12 protein-coding genes and 3 pseudogenes are annotated in these 19,352 nt (G+C 43.3%); 11 read left to right on the plus strand and 4 right to left on the minus strand.

Going from position 1 to position 19,352, the window contains the following annotated elements; all coding sequences use genetic code 11:
* The first annotated feature begins 71 nt into the window (after window positions 1-71).
* The 5 genes and pseudogenes from DXA05_RS27205 (at window position 72) to DXA05_RS06750 (ending at window position 3,436) form a co-directional block, all read left to right on the plus strand.
* On the plus strand, window positions 72-293 hold the full coding sequence (locus DXA05_RS27205) for a hypothetical protein (RefSeq protein WP_004314759.1): 222 nt from the start codon (window positions 72-74) through the stop codon (window positions 291-293).
* A gap of 16 nt (window positions 294-309) precedes the next feature.
* Window positions 310-1,671, plus strand: a complete 1,362-nt coding sequence (gene dnaB / locus DXA05_RS06735; protein ID WP_128858947.1) for a replicative DNA helicase — start codon at window positions 310-312, stop codon at window positions 1,669-1,671.
* Window positions 1,672-1,861: 190 nt separating this feature from the next.
* Window positions 1,862-2,385, plus strand: a pseudogene (locus tag DXA05_RS06740) (HU family DNA-binding protein).
* Window positions 2,386-2,659: 274 nt separating this feature from the next.
* Entirely contained in the window at window positions 2,660-2,983 is a 324-nt protein-coding gene (locus DXA05_RS06745) for a hypothetical protein (protein ID WP_004314756.1), read from the plus strand.
* A 3-nt stretch (window positions 2,984-2,986) separates the two neighbouring features.
* Window positions 2,987-3,436, plus strand: a complete 450-nt coding sequence (locus DXA05_RS06750) for an N-acetylmuramoyl-L-alanine amidase (RefSeq protein ID WP_008021091.1) — start codon at window positions 2,987-2,989, stop codon at window positions 3,434-3,436.
* A gap of 378 nt (window positions 3,437-3,814) precedes the next feature.
* Here DXA05_RS06750 and DXA05_RS06755 read toward each other — a convergent pair whose 3' ends face one another.
* Both DXA05_RS06755 and DXA05_RS06760 read right to left on the minus strand, forming a co-directional pair.
* Window positions 3,815-6,799 carry a cadherin repeat domain-containing protein gene (locus DXA05_RS06755; protein ID WP_087318896.1) on the minus strand — a complete coding sequence of 995 codons (2,985 nt, stop codon included), beginning with the start codon at window positions 6,797-6,799 and terminating at the stop codon, window positions 3,815-3,817.
* 373 nt (window positions 6,800-7,172) lie between these two features.
* Window positions 7,173-8,111 carry a site-specific integrase gene (locus tag DXA05_RS06760; RefSeq protein WP_128858948.1) on the minus strand — a complete coding sequence of 313 codons (939 nt, stop codon included), beginning with the start codon at window positions 8,109-8,111 and terminating at the stop codon, window positions 7,173-7,175.
* A gap of 150 nt (window positions 8,112-8,261) precedes the next feature.
* Here DXA05_RS06760 and DXA05_RS06765 point away from each other — a divergent pair, with 150 nt between their 5' ends.
* Together DXA05_RS06765 and DXA05_RS06770 are read left to right on the plus strand one after the other, a co-directional pair.
* Entirely contained in the window at window positions 8,262-10,010 is a 1,749-nt protein-coding gene (locus tag DXA05_RS06765; protein WP_128858949.1) for an ATP-binding protein, read from the plus strand.
* Between the two features lie 252 nt (window positions 10,011-10,262).
* A complete protein-coding gene (locus DXA05_RS06770) occupies window positions 10,263-12,011 on the plus strand; it encodes an ATP-binding protein (RefSeq protein WP_128858950.1) in 1,749 nt (582 codons plus the stop codon).
* A gap of 93 nt (window positions 12,012-12,104) precedes the next feature.
* On the opposite strand, the gene DXA05_RS06775 is transcribed toward DXA05_RS06770, so the two are convergent.
* Window positions 12,105-12,281, minus strand: a complete 177-nt coding sequence (locus DXA05_RS06775) for a histone H1 (RefSeq protein WP_004301965.1) — start codon at window positions 12,279-12,281, stop codon at window positions 12,105-12,107.
* Between the two features lie 147 nt (window positions 12,282-12,428).
* Here DXA05_RS06775 and DXA05_RS06780 point away from each other — a divergent pair.
* The 4 genes and pseudogenes from DXA05_RS06780 to DXA05_RS06800 all read left to right on the plus strand — a co-directional run bounded on the left by DXA05_RS06780 (window position 12,429) and on the right by DXA05_RS06800 (window position 17,876).
* Window positions 12,429-13,075 (plus strand): annotated as a pseudogene (locus DXA05_RS06780) (ATP-binding protein).
* Between the two features lie 40 nt (window positions 13,076-13,115).
* Window positions 13,116-14,504: an alanine/glycine:cation symporter family protein gene (locus DXA05_RS06785; protein WP_009041270.1), complete on the plus strand. Its 1,389-nt coding sequence runs from the start codon at window positions 13,116-13,118 to the stop codon at window positions 14,502-14,504.
* 111 nt (window positions 14,505-14,615) lie between these two features.
* Window positions 14,616-15,248: a hypothetical protein gene (locus tag DXA05_RS06790; RefSeq protein WP_009041269.1), complete on the plus strand. Its 633-nt coding sequence runs from the start codon at window positions 14,616-14,618 to the stop codon at window positions 15,246-15,248.
* Window positions 15,249-15,734: 486 nt separating this feature from the next.
* Window positions 15,735-17,876: a KamA family protein gene (locus tag DXA05_RS06800; RefSeq protein ID WP_049703249.1), complete on the plus strand. Its 2,142-nt coding sequence runs from the start codon at window positions 15,735-15,737 to the stop codon at window positions 17,874-17,876.
* Window positions 17,877-17,992: 116 nt separating this feature from the next.
* Here DXA05_RS06800 and DXA05_RS06805 read toward each other — a convergent pair.
* Window positions 17,993-19,305: pseudogene (locus DXA05_RS06805) on the minus strand (nucleobase:cation symporter-2 family protein).
* Window positions 19,306-19,352: the final 47 nt, after the last annotated feature.

Raw genomic sequence — 19,352 nt, forward strand, 5'->3', positions numbered from 1 at the left:
ACAACTATGATTTCTGGACCGGCTGCATCTCTCCGGAAGCCCGCGAAGAAAAAAAGAAAGAAAAATCCGAAGTGTTCGACGTTTTCTGGGATAAATATCATGAAACGATGCAAAAACCCAAACAGTACGTCGCCCGTGCCCGCCGCGAATGGGACAAGCTCACCAAAGAGGAACAGCAGACAGCCATCGACCACATCGAGGAAGTCTACTATCACACCAACGACACACGTTTCATCCCCCTTGCCGCCACCTACCTGAAAGACAAGGCCTTCTTAAACGAATATATAGACTAAAAAACATCAAAAAGAAATGCAACCACACGCCAGCGAACTCGAAGAAGCCATCATCGGAGCCTGCCTGATAGAACAGGAGGCCCTGCCACTCGTAGCCGACAAGCTACGTCCCGAAATGTTCTACGACAATCATCATCAGCTGATCTTCGCCGCCTTGATAGCTATGTATCAGGCAAACAAAAAGATAGATATTCTCACCGTCAAAGAAGAGCTCACCCGTCGCGGAGTGCTCGAAAAGATAGGCGGGCCGTATACCATCGTACAACTAAGCAGCCGGGTAGCTTCCTCCGCCCACATCGAGTATCACGCGCAAATCGTCCACCAGAAATATCTGGCACGCGAAGCCGTAGTCGGCTTCAACAAACTCCTCACCTGCGCCATGGATGAAACAATCGACATCGACGACACCCTCATCGACGCGCACAACCTGCTCGACCGTCTCGAAGGCGAATCCGGCCACCACGACCACATGCGCTGCATGGACACCCTAATGACCGACACACTGAAAGAAGCTGAATTGCGTATTGCCAAAAGCGTGAACGGCGTCACCGGCATCCCCACCGGACTGACCGAACTCGACCAGAAAACAGGCGGTTTGCAGGATAGCGATCTGATAGTGATAGCCGCACGGCCTTCCGTAGGTAAAACGGCTTTTGCCCTGCACCTGGCACGCAGCGCGGCAATGGCGGGCAATACGGTGGCCGTCTACAGTCTTGAGATGCAAGGGGAACGCCTTGCCGACCGATGGCTGGCAGCAGCAAGCAACATTAATCCTTACCGGTGGAGAAACGGAATACCTACCTCACAAGAGATGGAAAATGCCCACACCGCAGCTTCAGAACTGTCGGGACTCCCCATCTACGTGGACGACAGCACTTCTGTCAGCATGGATCACATTCGCTCAAGTGCCCGGCTACTGAAGAGCCGCAATCAGTGTGACGCAATTATTATCGACTACCTGCAACTCTGCGACATGACTACCAAGCAGGCCAACCGCAACCGCGAACAGGAAGTGGCACAAGCCACCCGGAAAGCCAAGTTGCTGGCCAAGGAGCTGCATATTCCCGTCATACTGCTTAGTCAGCTGAACCGCGAGTCGGAGAATCGCCCCGGAGGACGTCCGGAACTGGCACACCTGCGCGAGAGCGGAGCTATCGAACAGGATGCGGACGTCGTGATGTTGCTTTACCGACCGGCCATGCAACGCGTCGTCACCGACCGGGAAAGCGGTTACCCGACAGAAGGACTGGGGGTGGTTATCGTTGCCAAGCAGCGTAATGGAGAGACTGGGAATGTATATTTCGGACACAATCCGTCGATGACAAAAATATATGACTATGTTCCGCCATTGGAATATTTGGAAAAACATGCTAAATAAAACGATCTATTGTACAAATAATCAAGACATTTTATCAAAATAGTATTGATACATATCCGGTATAAAACTTTTTATATTATCAGAGAAAATAAAACCATATTTACTTGACTTTGCCTCTCTGATTTTGTATATTTGTAGTATCAAAAAGAAAACATATAATTATTCACTTAAACCTTAACTTTTCAAATTTATGGATGTATTAGTAGAACGCTATCAGCGCAGAAAGTATGTAAATCAGGAGGATGCTCCGTTACTGTATTACATACGTCAGAAATCGGGCAATGTAAGAGTGATGGACGTTGATACGATGCTACCGCCATCGAAAGTAAATCGTCACTGACTGCCGGAGATGTGAAACACACCATCGAGGCATTTGTGGAACAGTTGCGTCTGTCGCTCACCCAGGGCGACAAGGTGAAGATTGACGGATTGGGTACGTTCCACATCACGCTGACTAGTGACGGTACGGAGAGTATGAAAGATTGTACGGTGCGCAGCATCCGCCGTGTCAATGTCCGCTTCGTTGCCGACAAAGCGTTGAAGCTGATGAATTCGAGCCATACGAGTACACGAAGCGAAAACAACGTGGACTTCGTCCTGGGCGGAAAGGGAGATGGAAGCGATTCCGGAAACGGTGGTTCGGACGATGATTCCGGCAGCGGTTCGGGGGGCAATAAACCGGGCGGTGGAGAAGCACCGGATCCAGCAGCGTAAATAGGCTGCCCGCACTACCTTCTTTGGCAGAATGAAACTTCATCCTTAGAAAAAACAGTATCACATGGTTTCAGGAACTGATCCATGTATGGTTCCTTGCCATGTGGTTGCTGTTTTTCTGTTTTTCTCTTTCCCGCATTTTCTCATGTTCTTTATTTCTCCATTTTCTTTCATTCTCGTGTTTTTTTGTTTTCCTATTTTTAGTTTTTCTATTTTTAGTTTCTCTTATTTTTTAATTCTCAATCTTTAATTTTTAATCTTTAATTCAAGAAAGATGTTAGACAAAATTATTGATATTATTACAGCCATCCTCCCTTTTTTCGGAGGTCGCAAAAAACGTCAGCAAATGATGCAGGACGTCAAAGAGTTCAGCGAACTAGTAAAAGAGCAGTATGGCTTCCTTATGAAGCAGCTCGAAAAGGTGCTAAAAGACTATTTCGATTTGAGCGACCGTGTGAAGGAAATGCACTCGGAGATTTTTTCATTAAAAGGCAAACTTTCGGAAGCTGTCACTTTACAGTGTGTCAATAAAGAGTGTATTCAGCGCAACAATGGTTCCGAATCCGCATCATCATCCACTTCTTTAATACCTGCCTAACGCATGAGAACTATTAATCTGATTGTCGTTCATTGCTCCGCTACCCGCGAGGATAAATCTTTCACCGAACATGATTTGGACGTTTGTCATCGTCGCCGCGGCTTCAATGGTGTGGGTTATCATTTTTATATTCGTAAGAACGGGGATATTAAGTCTACCCGTCCGTTAGAACGGATCGGTGCGCATAGCCGTGGTTTCAACCGGGAAAGTATCGGTATCTGCTATGAAGGCGGACTGGACTGCATGGGACAGCCGAAAGACACGCGCACTTGTTGGCAGAAACACTCGCTACGGGTTCTTATCCTGACTTTATTAAAGGATTTTCCGGGATGCCGTGTCTGCGGACATCGTGATCTTAGTCCCGATCTTGACGGAGACGGTGAGATTGAACCGGAAGAGTGGATCAAGGCTTGCCCCTGTTTTAATGCTGAAATGGATTGGGATAAAGAATAAGTCTCTTTTTTCATTTACATACTCTATTATTAGTTGTTATTGGTTAATTGTTATTGGTTACTAATCAAGAAAACCCGGACTTTCGCAAGCCCGGGTTTTCTGCATCTTGGGAACGCCTCCTTTACCTATAGGGAAATGGGGGACTAGCAATTTGATTCTAGTACAACAAAAAGACGCTCCGAGAGTAAAAATAAAAAGGGATACCTGTGGGAAATGTGGGAGGCATCCCTTTTCTAAAGAAGAACAAAGAGGAAGGATGGACTTTCACAAGCTGTGTCCTCGCTTTGTTCTGGGGTAAAAATATCTTCACACACAAGTGAAGAATGGGTTTATTTGTTTTTTCTCAATATATAATATATTATGAGATTCTCTATCCTATTAGTCTACCCATTCGGCAACTGTCACAGTCACTACTCTAGGTTCTACCGTTCCCCACGGAGAAGTAGGAATAGCTTTTACTTTGACTGTCATAGCCTTAGTGCCCTGGGTATCAGTCGGTCTCGTCAATGTAAGCTTACCGGTTGTGGGGTTCAGATCAAAGCTACCATTATCTTCACCAGCTACCAATTCAAATGCTACAGTGAAGCCAAATATAGTTGCACCAGAGCTATTATTATAGGCAGCGGAAGCACCATCAGAAGGCCAAAGCTGACGTGGAGTAGTTGAAGCATCTTTCCATACTAATGCTTTTGATACCTCAACACCCTCTTCTCTTGTAGCAGCAGAAGATACATTAAATGCCAGCTTGTCTTTACCTTCATCAGTACCCTTGTAATCAAATGTACCATTCATCTTAGCAGTATTGAATACAACAGGAATTGTTTTGGTAGAAATAACTTTCTCTCCACATTTTGCTTCTACTTTTACGCTAAAGCCAGCAGCAGCACCGTTATAAGTTTTATCTACTGAAAGCGCACCAGTAGCTGCATCAAGATCTACACCAGTCGGAACGTCACCTACAACAGAGAATTCAAATTTTCCACCAAGAGAGGTCAATTTACCATCACTTCCATTACCAACAAAATCCTCATAGTTAGTGAAGAGTTCTTTCAGATCTCTTTCGGCTGTCACTGCAGTTATTGGATCCCCTGCTTCCACCAGATTCAATATAGCCTTGGCTCCATCCCAAGCATTAGAGTTAGCCAATGTAAAATCAGCTTCTGCAGGATACTTAATATCTACATCTGTTGACAATACAATACTAATATGACCAGTAGTATTTGTAATCTTGGTAGTCACCGTACCTGTATAAGTGGCACCTGCAGGAACCTCCAATACAAGATTACCACTATTCTCATTAAATTTAATATCCGGAGTTTCCGCCACAGGAGTGTTTGATGCCGATGCTACATCAGCCGGAGCAATGCGTTCAAAGTTACACCCACTGAAATTAGCAATACTACCCAAAGCTGTCTTAATCTCATTAACCTTCTCGGTATTCAATGCAAGTCTTTGTATAGTTTTATGCCAAACAAGTGGAGTACTCGGATCAGCAAGTTCAATAGTTGTTGGATCCTGTATATCGATCAATGTAACTGTTCCGCTGTAAGTATTCGGTGTGAATGATTTATCACCTGTTAATACACCCGCAGGCGCTTTCGCTTTTACAGTAGACGTTGCCTGACATTGATGACCTAGCGTTCCACCAGCGTTGCCTGTTAATACACCGGTGGTTTCATTCATTGTAAAGCTAGCAGCACCACCACCAGTTACATCGAAAGTCACGCTGAACAGATTATCTACAGAGATACCGAATTCTTCGGGCTTAGTCTTAGCCGAAGGCTCCCCATCAACATTTCCACTACCATTATTATTAAGGATCGAATACACTGTCATCTTATAATAAGAGCCTGTTGCCTTATAATCTATACTTGCATTTTTAGCCACTTCATTTGCAGCAGCATTTACAGATACCCATTCAACCTCTTTAATATACATATTCTCCTTCACAGCAGCAAAGTAGTCTGAAGTAATATCATTCAAGGTTGTTTCACCTTTATCCTTTACTGTAAGTGCTACCGCATAGCTCTTATCAGCAGTACTGGCATCCAAAGTAACTGCGATTACATTAGGTTCGCCCGTTACAGCTTCTATCTTTTTAATCGTAAAGTGCGTACCTGTTGCACGAGTCAATTGGTGATAGTCGGCAGCAATCAAGTATTTTCCTTCCTCGCCTTTAATCAATTCAGCAACGGCAGATTGCGGTGATACACGGAAATTCACTTTCACTTCGTTAGCATTGAGTACAGGACTCCAATCGTCTGCATTACCTACAGCACCATACTTCACATAGAAAGTATTGAAGTTAACAGTTCTGTCAGCAGACTCCGGAATGTAAACGATGCTCTGAATCATACCTTTGATAGCTTTGATTTCAGCATCAAGTCTGGATTCAAGGTTTTTTATAACACCGCCAACTTGTTCGGATTCGCTCTTTATAATATCTTTAACCGCCTGGCTAAATGTACCTGTTGCTGGTAATTCGAGTGCTGCCAATTGTTTTTTCGTATCATCAATTTGCTTGATAATATCCGCATAACTCTTATAATCGGCACCCTCTTCAGTACTTACATAAGCATTGATAGCATCTAAAAGATTATCCAGTTGAGTTTGTTTCCCGATGGCTTCTTCACTAAAGAGCTTCTCATAAACATCTTTCACGAATGTTTCCAAAGTCGTTTTCACTCCGTACTGGGCAGTCAGGTAATTGTTAATACCACTCAACTCTGTAGAAATACCTTTCTGAACAGCTTCTGTTACGTATTGAGCAATTTTCCCCCATTTAGAAGTGTCGTCTCCCTCGTGTTGAAGGGCATTTATGATAGCTTGGTTTACATAAGCCCCAAAACTGGTACTTTCGTAAGCACTTGCATCCTTTTTACCAGATGTAATGTATGCCTGTTCTGCTGCAATCAGTTCAGATAATACGGTTTTAACATTCTCTAGTTCTTCAATCTTCTTTTCCAAACCACTGACACCATCCTCACCTTTGAGAATCTTTTGCAGAGTGGTCAGTTGATTTTGAAGATCTGCCAATCTTGTTGCCAAATCTTTAGCTTTATCGCCTGTGGCATCCGCCAAAGCTTGTTCCAGTGCAGCGATTTTTTCTTTCAAAGTTTTTTCACCATCCGGATTTTCCACAAGTGCGCTCAAGTCATTCAGTTGTGTCTGCAAATCCTGTTTTGCCTTTTCAACTGCGTTCTTCATGTCTTCTGTACTTACCGGACTGGTTGATGTGATTTTATCGACCTGCTCCTGCAAGCCTTTAATATCATCATCGTAGTCCTTACAGCTTGTCACCACTGTACTGACTGTAAGCGTCAATGCCCCGAAAAGCATTACCCTAACAAAATTTTTCTTCATAACTACTTAAAAATTACATTAATAATATATTATTAAACACTAAGTTTCAATAATAGCCACCCGTTACTTTGTAGGTAACGGAGAAACCTTTGTGCCTGCTCTTCGGGAGTAGTCAATACTGAAAAATGATACGATAAGCAATGAAACTTTTTTACCCCTGCTTCTGAAAGGCAGTAGAGGGAAGGAGATCTTTTGCAAAAATTTAGAAGTTAACAAAGCCCTAATACAAAGAATCCGCGTGTTTTATTTGGTTAATTCCTATTTTGAGTAGTTTATTAGAAAAAATGTATGATTTCGTTTGGTTGTTTTAAGAAATATGCTCATATTTGCACCGATATTCATTCCCGTTACCTACAAAGTAACAGAGTAATTTTCAAGCGCTTACACCTATAACAGAGCGTTTCACGAAGTCAAGAACTTGTCTATTTGCTTCATCAATTTTCTTACTCCGAAAAGGTTTCAAATAAGTCTCCGTCACAGTGATAGACGAATGTCCCATCGCTTCGGAAATAATACCCGGATGAATTTCACAATAATAAGCTGTCGTAGCCCAGGTATGGCGGGCGGTGTACGAGCTCAACTTATCGGATAATCCCAATAATTCACCTAGCAACATCAACTGTTGGTTAAAACTGCGCAGCGCCAACTGATATTCGCGATACGCCTCTTTAGTTCCTTCACGGCTTTTCAACAACGGAAATAAATAAGGAGAAGAAGGATCACGATTCATATACTTCTTCACCAAGATCATCGCTTCGGGGGTCAATGTCACTGACAATGGTCGTCCTGTCTTACGTCTGCGATACGTTATTACGTTATCACGCAAATCACTCTTACGCAAATAAGCGAGATCGACAAACGGCATACCACGAAGCGAAAACATCAGAATGAATAACTCTTGTGCCTGACATACAGCAAATGGCACACCTGATGTACGAGACAATTTGGCAAACACCTTCTTCATATCGTCATCACACAACGCACGTTTATGATCGGCACGAGTACCGGTATAAACCGAACGGAACAGATGAGGTACATAAGGAGCTTTCCCAAGATCGACGGCACGATTGTAAACCGCACGAAACGTACGCAGATAAGTGGAAACGGTGTTCCAGCTACAACCACGACTGCGAAGGTAAACTTCGAATCCCTTCAGCCACTCCGAAGTTACTTCACTAAAAAGCAAATCTTCTTCCCCACAATAAGCAATGATGGCATTCAGACTGCTACGATAAACATGCGCAGTACCGAAGTTTCCCTCCATCTGTAGCCCCATGGCTACCTGCTTCATAAATGTTACTACTTTCAACATTTCTCAATTTATTAATTTATTCGACAATAAAGATACAAGTATTCTCACTATTACCACCCGGATATATCCAAAGATATTCTATCATTTATATAACTGCCATCCATCAATATTCATTTTTTATTGTTACTTTTGTGAGAAAATGAAAGAGTTATGAACCAACTAGTAAAGCGCAAACGTATTCCGTACGGAATGATGAACTTTATCGATGTCCGCGAAGACGACTGTTATTACGTGGACAAGACACATTATATCCCGCTTATAGAAAACGCGAACAAGTATTTCTTTTACATTCGCCCACGAAGGTTCGGAAAGAGCTTAACGATCTCCATGCTCCGACATTATTATAACATATTAGAGGCGGACAAGTTTGAGAAATGGTATGGCGACCTGTACATAGGAAAGCATCCCACTCCCGAACGAAATTCATATCTCATCATTTATCTAAACTTTGCCGTAGTTAATGCCGAATTAAATAGTTATCGGCAATCATTGGACGCACATTGCAACACAGAATTCAACTTTTTCTGTGATGTCTACGCCCAATATCTTCCCGAAGGGATAAAGGAAGAAATGAATAAGAAAAAGGGAGCCGTAGAACAACTGGATTATCTATATAAAGAATGTGTGAAGACCAATCAACAGATTTATCTGTTCATTGATGAATACGACCATTTTACAAATAAAATCTTATCAGAGCCTGCCTGTCTGGAAGATTACAAGAGCGAGACACACGGAACCGGTTATCTGCGCAGCTTCTTCGATACGGTGAAAGCAGGCACGGACTCCACTATCAAACGTTGCTTCGTGACAGGTGTCAGCCCCGTCACAATGGACGATCTCACCAGCGGATTCAATATCGGAACCAATTATTCGCTCTCTCCGGAATTTAATGAAATGACCGGATTCAACGAAGAAGAGGTGCGCGCAATGCTGGATTATTATGCCACTACCTGCGAGTTTCACCACTCTACTGATGAACTGATAGAAGCTATGAAACCTTGGTATGACAACTACTGCTTTGCAGAGCAAAGTTATGGCAGTACTACCATGTACAACTCCAACATGGTACTTTACTTTGTGGATAATTACATCCGTAATGGAGGATATATGCCCCGCAATATGGTAGAAGAAAACATCCGTCTAGATTATAACAAACTACGAATGTTGATCCGCAAAGACAAAGAATTTGCTCATGATGCCTCGACCATTCAGACGTTGGTGCAACAGGGATATGTCACCGGCGAATTGAAAACCGGGTTTCCTGCCGAAACAGTTGCAGAACCGGATAACTTTACCAGCCTATTATTCTATTTCGGAATGTTGACTATCAGCGGTACTTTAGAAGGAGAAACGAAGTTGACTATTCCCAATCAAGTAGTACGTGAACAATTGTACAGTTACTTATTAGATACCTACAACGAAGCGGACCTCCGCTTTGACAACTGGGAAAAAGGGAAACTGGCATCCGCTATGGCTTATCGTGGCGACTGGAAAGCCTACTTCGACTATATCGCCGAATGTCTGCACCGATATTCTTCCCAGAGAGACAAGCAAAAAGGCGAAGCATACGTACATGGATTTACGTTGGCTATGACCGCACAGAACCGTTTCTATCGCCCCATCTCCGAACAGGAGAATCAGGAAGGATATGCCGATATTTTCATGTTTCCCTTACTGGATATATACAAAGACATGCTCCATTCTTACATTATCGAACTGAAGTATGCCAAAGGAAAGGATAGTGATGAAAAGGTGGAGCAACTCCGACAAGAGGCTATCACACAAGCCAACCGCTATGCCGCCAGTGAAACGGTGCAAAAAGCAATCGGAACAACGACGCTGCACAAAATTATAGTTGTTTATCAAGGGATGAAAATGGTGGTGTGCGAAGAAGTTTAAAGTTCGTATATATTTTCATGTATTATAATAAAAGGCGACTCATTGCAACGAGCCGCTTTTTTTGTATTATCTATTTTTCTTCAGCTATCCACTTTTCAACATTACGGGTTTCCACACTAAAGAAGAGCAAATCCGCTTTCCCACTATAAGCAATAATGGCATTGAGACTACTAAAGATATTCTATCATTTATATAACTGCCATCCATCAATATTCATTTTTATTGTTACTTTTGTGAGAAAATGAAAGAGTTATGAACCAACCAGTAAAGCGCAAACGTATTCCGTACGGAATGATGAACTTTATCGATGTCCGCGAAGACGACTGTTATTACGTAGACAAAACGCATTATATCCCTCTCATAGAGAATGCGAACAAGTATTTCTTTTACATTCGTCCGCGAAGGTTCGGAAAGAGCTTAACGATCTCCATGCTCCACCATTATTATAACATATTAGAAGCGGACAAGTTTGAGAAATGGTATGGCGACCTGTACATAGGAAAACATCCCACTCCCGAACGAAATTCATATCTCATCATTTATCTGAACTTTGCCGTAGTTAATGCCGAATTGAATAGTTACCGGCAATCATTGGACGCACATTGCAACACTGAATTCAACTTTTTCTGCGATGTCTATGCGCAATATCTTCCCGAAGGGATAAAGGAAGAAATGAATAAGAAAAAGGGAGCCATAGAGCAACTGGATTATCTATATAAAGAATGTATCAAGACCAATCAGCAGATTTATCTGTTCATTGATGAATACGACCATTTTACAAACAAAATCTTATCAGAACCGTCCTGTCTGGAAGATTACAAGAGCGAGACATACGGAACTAGTTATCTGCGCAGCTTCTTCGATACGGTGAAAGCAGGCACGGACTCCACTATCAAACGTTGCTTCGTGACAGGTGTCAGCCCCGTTACAATGGACGATCTCACCAGCGGATTCAATATCGGCACCAATTATTCGCTCTCTCCGGAATTTAATGAAATGACCGGATTCAACGAAGAAGAGGTGCGCGCAATGCTGGATTATTATGCCACTACCTGCCAGTTTCACCACTCTACCGACGAGCTGATAGAAGCTATGAAGCCTTGGTATGATAATTACTGTTTTGCAGAGAAAAGTTATGGCGGTACTACAATGTACAACTCCAATATGGTACTCTACTTTGTGGATAATTACATCCGAAACGGAGGCTATATGCCACGCAATATGGTAGAAGAAAACATCCGCGTGGATTACAACAAACTACGAATGTTGATCCGCAAGGACAAAGAATTTGCTCATGACGCCTCGACTATCCAGACATTGGTGCAACAAGGATACATCACCGGTGAATTGAAAACTGGCTTCCCTGCCGAAACAATTGCAGAACCGGATAACTTTATCAGCCTATTATTCTATTTCGGAATGTTGACTATCAGCGGTACTAAACGAGGCAAGACATTATTGACCATTCCCAATCAAGTAGTACGTGAGCAACTGTACAGTTACTTACTAGATACTTACAACGAAGCAAATCTCCGCTTTGACAACTGGGAAAAAGGAGAACTGGCATCAGCAATGGCTTATGACGGCGATTGGAAAGCCTACTTCAATTATATTGCCGAATGTCTGCACCGATATTCTTCCCAGCGCGACAAGCAAAAAGGCGAAGCATACGTACATGGATTTACACTGGCTATGACTGCACAGAACCGTTTCTATCGCCCTATCTCCGAACAGGAGAATCAGGAAGGATATGCCGACATTTTCATGTTTCCCTTACTGGATATTTATAAAGATATGCTCCATTCCTACATTATCGAACTGAAGTATGTCAAAGGAAAGGATAGTGATGAAAAGGTAGAGCAACTCCGGCAAGAGGCTATCACACAAGCCAACCGCTATGCCGCCAGTGAAACGGTGCAAAAAGCAATCGGAACAACGACGCTGCACAAAATTATAGTCGTTTATCAAGGGATGAAAATGGTGGTGTGCGAAGAAGTTTAAAGTTCGTATATATTTTCATGTATTATATTATAATAAAAGAGGCTGTCTAACAAGTTTAGACAGCCTCTTTCGATATCTTAGTAGTCTTCTAAATTATTTCTTAGAAGCTTCCAAAGATGCTTTACGGAATTCTTTCATTGCTTTTTCGATTTCCAAAGAAGCTTTACGAGCGCGAGTTCCTGCTGCTTTGTTACCGTTTTCGATCTGTGCGTTAGCATCTTTTGAGAAGTCAGCATACAGAGCTGCTACCTTTTCTACCAATTCTTTCATAATCCTTTTATTTTTTTCGTTAATAATGTGCCGCAAAAATACACTGTTTCCCGAAATAAAAGCATAAAATCAATATTTTTTTTGAAATAATCTTCGAAAAATATCTAAAAAAGGGGCTTTTCACCATTTTTACCTACCTTTGTAGCCATGAAACTGCTTACAGATACCGATTATATACATGCATTGATTGCTGAAGGGGAGCACCAGCAACAGGACTTTAAATTCGAAATTTCCGACGCACGCAAAATTGCCAAAACACTCTCGGCTTTTGCCAACACGGACGGAGGAAGATTACTTATTGGCGTAAAAGACAATGGAAAAATCGCGGGAGTACGCTCCGAAGAAGAAAAATATATGATTGAAGCCGCCGCACAACTTTATTGCGTGCCGGAAGTGGAATACACATTGCAAACATATATAGTGGAGGGACGGCAAGTGTTGGTAGCGACCATCGAAGAGACTCCGCATAAACCGTTTACGCCAAAGACGAAACCGGGAAACCTCTAGCCTATCTCCGCATCAAGGATGAAAATATTCTGGCAACACCTATACACCTCCGTGTATGGCAACAGAGCGACAGCCCCCGTGGCGAACTGATCCGTTACACCGAACGTGAACAGCTCCTGCTCGAACAACTGGAGCATGGCACTTTACTTTCACTCAACCGCTACTGTCGCCAAACCGGACTTTCACGACGTGCCGCTGAACATCTGCTCGCCAAATTTGTTCGTTATGATATTGTGGAACCCGTATTCGAAAATCATAAATTCTACTTCCGAATAAAAAACGAATAACCACAAACAATACTTAATATTTGACACTTAATACTTAACTATGACCTTTATCAACGAGATTAACGACATACTCTGGACCTATATCCTGATTATCATGTTATTGGGATGTGCTGTCTGGTTCAGCATACGGACACGCTTCGTACAATTCCGCATGATTCGCGAAATGATCGTACTGTTAAGCGAATCTGCGGGCAAAGGGAAGCAGGGAGAGAAACATGTATCTTCTTTTCAGGCATTCGCTATCTCTATCGCCAGCCGTGTGGGTACGGGAAATCTTGCGGGAGTGGCTACCGCCATCGCTATCGGCGGTCCCGGAGCTATTTTCTGGATGTGGGTCATCGCACTGTTAGGGGCTTCGAGTGCTTTCATCGAGTCTACCTTAGGGCAATTATACAAAATACGCGGAAAGGATTCATTCATCGGAGGTCCTGCCTATTATATGAAGAAGGGATTGAAACAACCGTGGATGGGAATGCTTTTTGCCATATTAATAAGCATCACTTTCGGTTTTGCTTTCAATTCTGTACAGAGCAATACCATCTGTGCTGCTGCGGAGCATGCTTTCGGGGTCAATCATATTATATTGGGAGGGGTACTGACATTGCTGACGTTGGTTATCATCTTCGGAGGTATTCAACGCATTGCCCGTGTCAGCAGCATTATCGTGCCGGTTATGGCATTGGGATATGTGGGGTTGGCGCTGGTGATTGTTATACTCAATATCACTCATTTACCGGGCGTCATCGCGCTAATTGTCAGTCATGCTTTCGGTTGGGAACAGGCACTGGCAGGAGGAGTCGGCATGGCATTGATGCAAGGTATCAAGAGAGGACTCTTCAGCAATGAGGCCGGTATGGGATCGGCTCCGAATGCGGCTGCCACGGCTCATGTCAGTCATCCCGCGAAACAAGGATTGATACAGACTTTGGCAGTATTTACGGATACATTATTGATTTGTACTTGTACGGCTTTTATCATTCTGTTTAGTGGTGCTCCGCTGGATGGATCGACCAATGGGGTGCAGTTGACTCAACAGGCATTGACGAACGAGATCGGTTCTTCGGGCAGCGTCTTCGTTGCTGTGGCTCTTTTCTTTTTCGCTTTCAGCAGTATTCTGGGAAATTATTATTACGGGGAGGCCAATATCCGCTTTATCACTCACCGGAAGTGGGTGCTTCATGGTTACAGGATATTAGTGGGCGGCATGGTGCTCTTCGGGTCACTTGCCACATTGGATATGGTATGGAGCCTGGCAGATGTCACTATGGCATTAATGGCTATCTGCAATCTGATCGCGATCCTCTTCCTTGGAAAATATGCGATCCGCCTGTTAAATGATTACCGGGCACAAAAGAAAGCCGGTATCCAAAGTCCTGTTTTTAAGAAAGAGTCTATGCCGGACATCGAAAAGGACTTGGAATGTTGGTGAAAACCAACTGTTTTTGTACCTTTGCACGGAAATTGACAGATGGTAGTTATATTATATACCTTCCACGCACTCAAATAGTAAATTGTAAATTGTAAAATTGTAAATATAACAATGGGCTTATTTGGTTTATTCAAGAAAAAATCCGATGAAACGAAAGTCGGCAATGTAGAAGATTTCATTTCACTGACCCGGGTGTATTTCCAGTCAGTGATCGCCACAAACTTAGGTATCACCAATATCCGATTCTTGCCGGACGTAGCTAACTTCAAACGTTTGTTTAAAGTGCCTACTCAAAACGGTAAACTGGGATTGGCCGAAAAGTCTGCATCACGCAAAATGCTGATGCAGGATTATGGGCTGAATGAGAATTTCTTCAAGGAAATCGACGCTTCCGTAAAACGTAACTGCCGCACTCAAAATGATATTCAATCTTATTTGTTCATGTATCAGGGATTTTCTAATGATCTGATGATGTTGATGGGAAATCTGATGCAGTGGAAGTTCCGTATGCCGTCGATCTTTAAAAAGGCTCTGTATGGCATGACGCAGAAGACGGTGCATGATGTTTGCACCAAGACGGTATGGAAAGCGGATGATGTGCATAAGACGGCTGCGGCTATCCGCCAATACAAAGAGCGTCTGGGATACTCGGAGCAGTGGATGACGGATTATGTGTATAATATCGTTCTACTTGCCAAGAAGGAACCGAAACGGAAGGATGACGACACGGAAACGAAAAAATAAGTCGCGTTAAATGTTAGAAAAGCGTAAAGATTAATATGATAGAGAAAGCGGGGGTTTTGTACTTCCGCTTTTTTTGTTATCTTTTATGTACTTTTTTCTTTTGTCTTGATACAAAAGAAAAAGTACCAAAAAGAAAAAATCAAGGCTGCATCTGCCCGGCTACTCCGGTCTCATCCCCAGCTAAAGGGCAGAAACTCGCTTCGCTCAAACAGTCTGCCCTTCTTAACGCCGGGAATGAAACCTCCGCTTGACGCCGTGCAGACGAGGCCGGGAGGCCATGCGGCGTGGAATGCTATGCAGTGTAGAGTGCTATGCGGTGTGATTGTGTATTATGTTGCGCTTTGATGATTATGTTGGTAGGTTATGGATGGAGAATACTTAGGGGATGAGATGCTGTTCGGGATTTGAGACATATAGTTCGGGGAGAAGGGAGGTCGTTCAAACTTAAAATGCTTATTATATAATTTAAAAATTGATAGATTGCTTATGAAACAAAAGAAAATGCTTACACTTACTTTTTCACAGTTGAAACAAATCTATGGTCAGGAGATTCCGGAGATAGTGGAGATAGCGGATAAGAGCTCTACTGTTGAGGATTTCAAGGCTGGAATACTGCGGTTGTTGGAGACTTGCAGGATAGAAAACGAAGCTGCGGAGGAGGCGAGGGAGCAAATTCGACTCTTACTTGATTATGATGGGCAAAATGTTCATGAACTGTCTACGGGACAGGATATGTCAGTACAGACTATTCGGCTGCTTTATGAGTTTCTGACGGGGACGTTGGAGAATATGGAGATGCCGACGGATTTGTTTATTGAAATTTTTCAGATGTTTAAACGGTTGAAGGGAGAAGTTATGCCTTTGCCGTCACCGCAGCGTATCAAAAGTCGGAATGACCGGTGGGAAACCGGACTGGATGAAGAGGTACGGGAGATACGGGATGAGAATAAGGAGCGGATGTTGCACTTGCTGATTCAGAAGATTGAGAACAGGAAGTCGAAGCCTTCGGTTCGTTTCCACTTTGAGGAGGGAATGAGTTATGAGGAGAAATACAGGTTGGTAAGTGAGTGGTGGAATGATTTCCGCTTTCACTTGGCGATGGCTGTGAAGAGTCCGGGAGAACTGAATCGGTTCCTGGGGAATTCTCTTTCTTCGGAGACGATGTATTTGCTTTATCGGGCACGGAAGAAGGGGATGCCGTTTTTTGCGACTCCTTATTATTTATCGTTACTCAATATTACAGGATATGGGTATAATGATGAGGCTATCCGGAGTTATATTCTGTATTCGCCACGATTGGTGGAGACGTATGGAAATATTCGTGCGTGGGAAAAGGAGGATATTGTGGAGGTTGGTAAACCTAATGCTGCGGGATGGCTTCTGCCGGACGGACATAATATTCATCGCCGGTATCCGGAGGTGGCTATTCTCATTCCTGACACGATGGGAAGGGCCTGCGGGGGACTTTGTGCTTCTTGCCAGCGGATGTATGATTTCCAAAGCGAACGGTTGAATTTCGAGTTTGAGTCTTTACGCCCGAAGGAGTCATGGGATCGTAAGTTGCGCCGGTTGATGACTTATTTTGAAGAGGATACACAGCTGCGGGATATTCTGATTACAGGGGGCGATGCGCTGATGAGTCAGAATAAGACGCTTCAGAATATTTTGGATGCGGTGTATCGGATGGCGGTACGCAAGCAGAAGGCAAATCTCGAACGACCGGAAGGAGAGAAATATGCGGAATTGCAACGGGTACGGCTGGGGTCACGGTTGTTGGCTTATTTGCCGATGCGTATCAATGACGGATTGGTGGATATTCTGCGGGAATTCAAAGAAAAGGCTTCGGCTATCGGGGTGAAACAGTTTATTATCCAGACTCATTTTCAAACACCGCTGGAGGTCACGCCTGAAGCTAAAGAGGCGATTCGGAAGATTCTTTCTGCCGGATGGATTATCACGAATCAGTTGGTATATACAGTGGCTGCTTCGCGTCGGGGACATACGACACGGCTTCGCCAGGTGCTCAATTCATTGGGCGTGGTATGTTATTATACTTTCTCGGTGAAGGGATTCAATGAGAATTATGCAGTATTTGCTCCCAACAGCCGTTCGATGCAGGAACAACAGGAGGAAAAGATTTATGGTCGGATGACACTGGAACAGGCGGAGGAATTATACAAAATATTAGAGACGAAAGTCGGAACGGAAGAGGAGACGAAAGAAGATGTTGCCAAGCAATTAAGACATTTCATGAGAAAACATCATTTGCCTTTCCTTGCTACGGATCGCAGTGTATTGAATTTGCCGGCTATCGGTAAGAGTATGACCTTCCAATTGGTGGGACTGACGGAAGAAGGAAAACGGATTCTACGCTTCGAACATGACGGCACTCGTCATCATAGCCCGATTATCGACCAGATGGGACAGATTTATATTGTAGAAAATAAATCACTGGCCGCTTATCTGCGCCAATTAGCCAAGATGGGAGAAGATCCGGAAGATTATGCTTCTATCTGGAATTATACGAAAGGAGAAACCGAACCTCGCTTCAGTCTTTACGAGTATCCTGATTTCCCCTTCCGCACTACTGATAAAATGAGTAATTTAGAAATAAGTAATAAGTACTAAGTATTAAGTAATAAGTATTACCGAAGCTGCTGGATAATACCTGCTATTTGATACTTGTCGATTAATACTTAAACTTGTTGATTGATACTTGTCGGTTAATACTTAATACTTATTCATCATTCTTTTACACGTATTACTATATTTGCAATAATTGCAGTTAGGCCTCCGGTGGTGATCCCTGAAGAGAAGATACTTCGAATTGCTTCCGGGGCTTGTTGTAATACGTCCGGCATTAATTCTACTCCTAGGCCTAAGGAAAGGCTGACTGCTAATACCAGAGTTTCTTTACGGCCTATTTCTTGTGAGGAGATAATACGGATTCCTGCCGCTGCTACTGTACCGAACATTAGTAAGGTTGCACCACCCAATACAGGATCGGGCATTAAGGAGAATACGGCACCTACAATGGGAAATAATCCCAAAAGAACGAGCATTGCTGCGATATAATAACCGACATAGCGGCTGGCTACTCCGGTCAGTTGGATAATACCGTTATTCTGTGCAAAGATGGAGTTGGGGAAAGAGTTGAATATACCAGCGAGGAAGGAATTGAATCCATCTGCCATTACTCCACCGGAAACTCGTTTCAAATAGGAATCTCCTTCAATGGGAAGTCCGGAAATCATAGAGTTGGCAGTCACGTCACCTGTTGCTTCGATGGCAGTTATCAGGTAGACCAGACCAATGGCTATGAAAGAAGACACATTGAAATCAACACCATATTTAAAAGGTGGGGAATATTAAAGCTCATCAGCATTTCTACATTCAATGCACTCATATCCACTTTTCCCAAAACAAATGCCAAACCATAACCCAGACAAAGTCCGAGTACAATGGAACTCATGCGCAGGTATTTGTTCCCACAACGGTTGAAAAATAAGACGCTAAGAAGTACCAGTGCTGCAATAGACAGGTTTTTCCAGGTAGCAAACGTACCGTTATCCATAGCTGCATATCCACCTCCGCAAGATACGATACCTACTTTTATCAGGCTCAATCCGATAAGCAGTACGACAATACCGGAAACCAGCGGAGTGATGATATTACGCAAATATTTGAATGTGCGGCTGACAATCATTTCGATAGGTGCGGCAGCCATACAGGAACCGAAAATCAACGGCAATCCGCCTACCATTCCTGTGGCGATGATAGGACCGATAAAAGAAAAACTGGTTCCCTGGATGCAGAGCAGCTTTGCTCCTATCGGACCGAAACGACGGCATTGTATAAAGGTAGATACTCCCGAAGCAAAAAGGGACATGGAAACTAGAAAGCTTGTCTTTTCTACATCCAGTTTCAAGGCACTCGCTATGATAAGCGGCGGTGTGATAATTGCCACGAAAATAGCCAAGAGATGTTGTAAAGCCGCAAACAGGGCGTCTTTAAAAGGGGGACGGTCTTCTACGCCGTAGATTAAATCAGTTTTCATTTAATAGGTTGTTCTATATATTTTGTAAGTTCCACAAAGGGATAAAC

Source organism: Bacteroides sp. AM54-2NS (assembly GCF_003602935.1).
Classification (GTDB): Bacteria; Bacteroidota; Bacteroidia; order Bacteroidales; family Bacteroidaceae; genus Bacteroides; species Bacteroides xylanisolvens.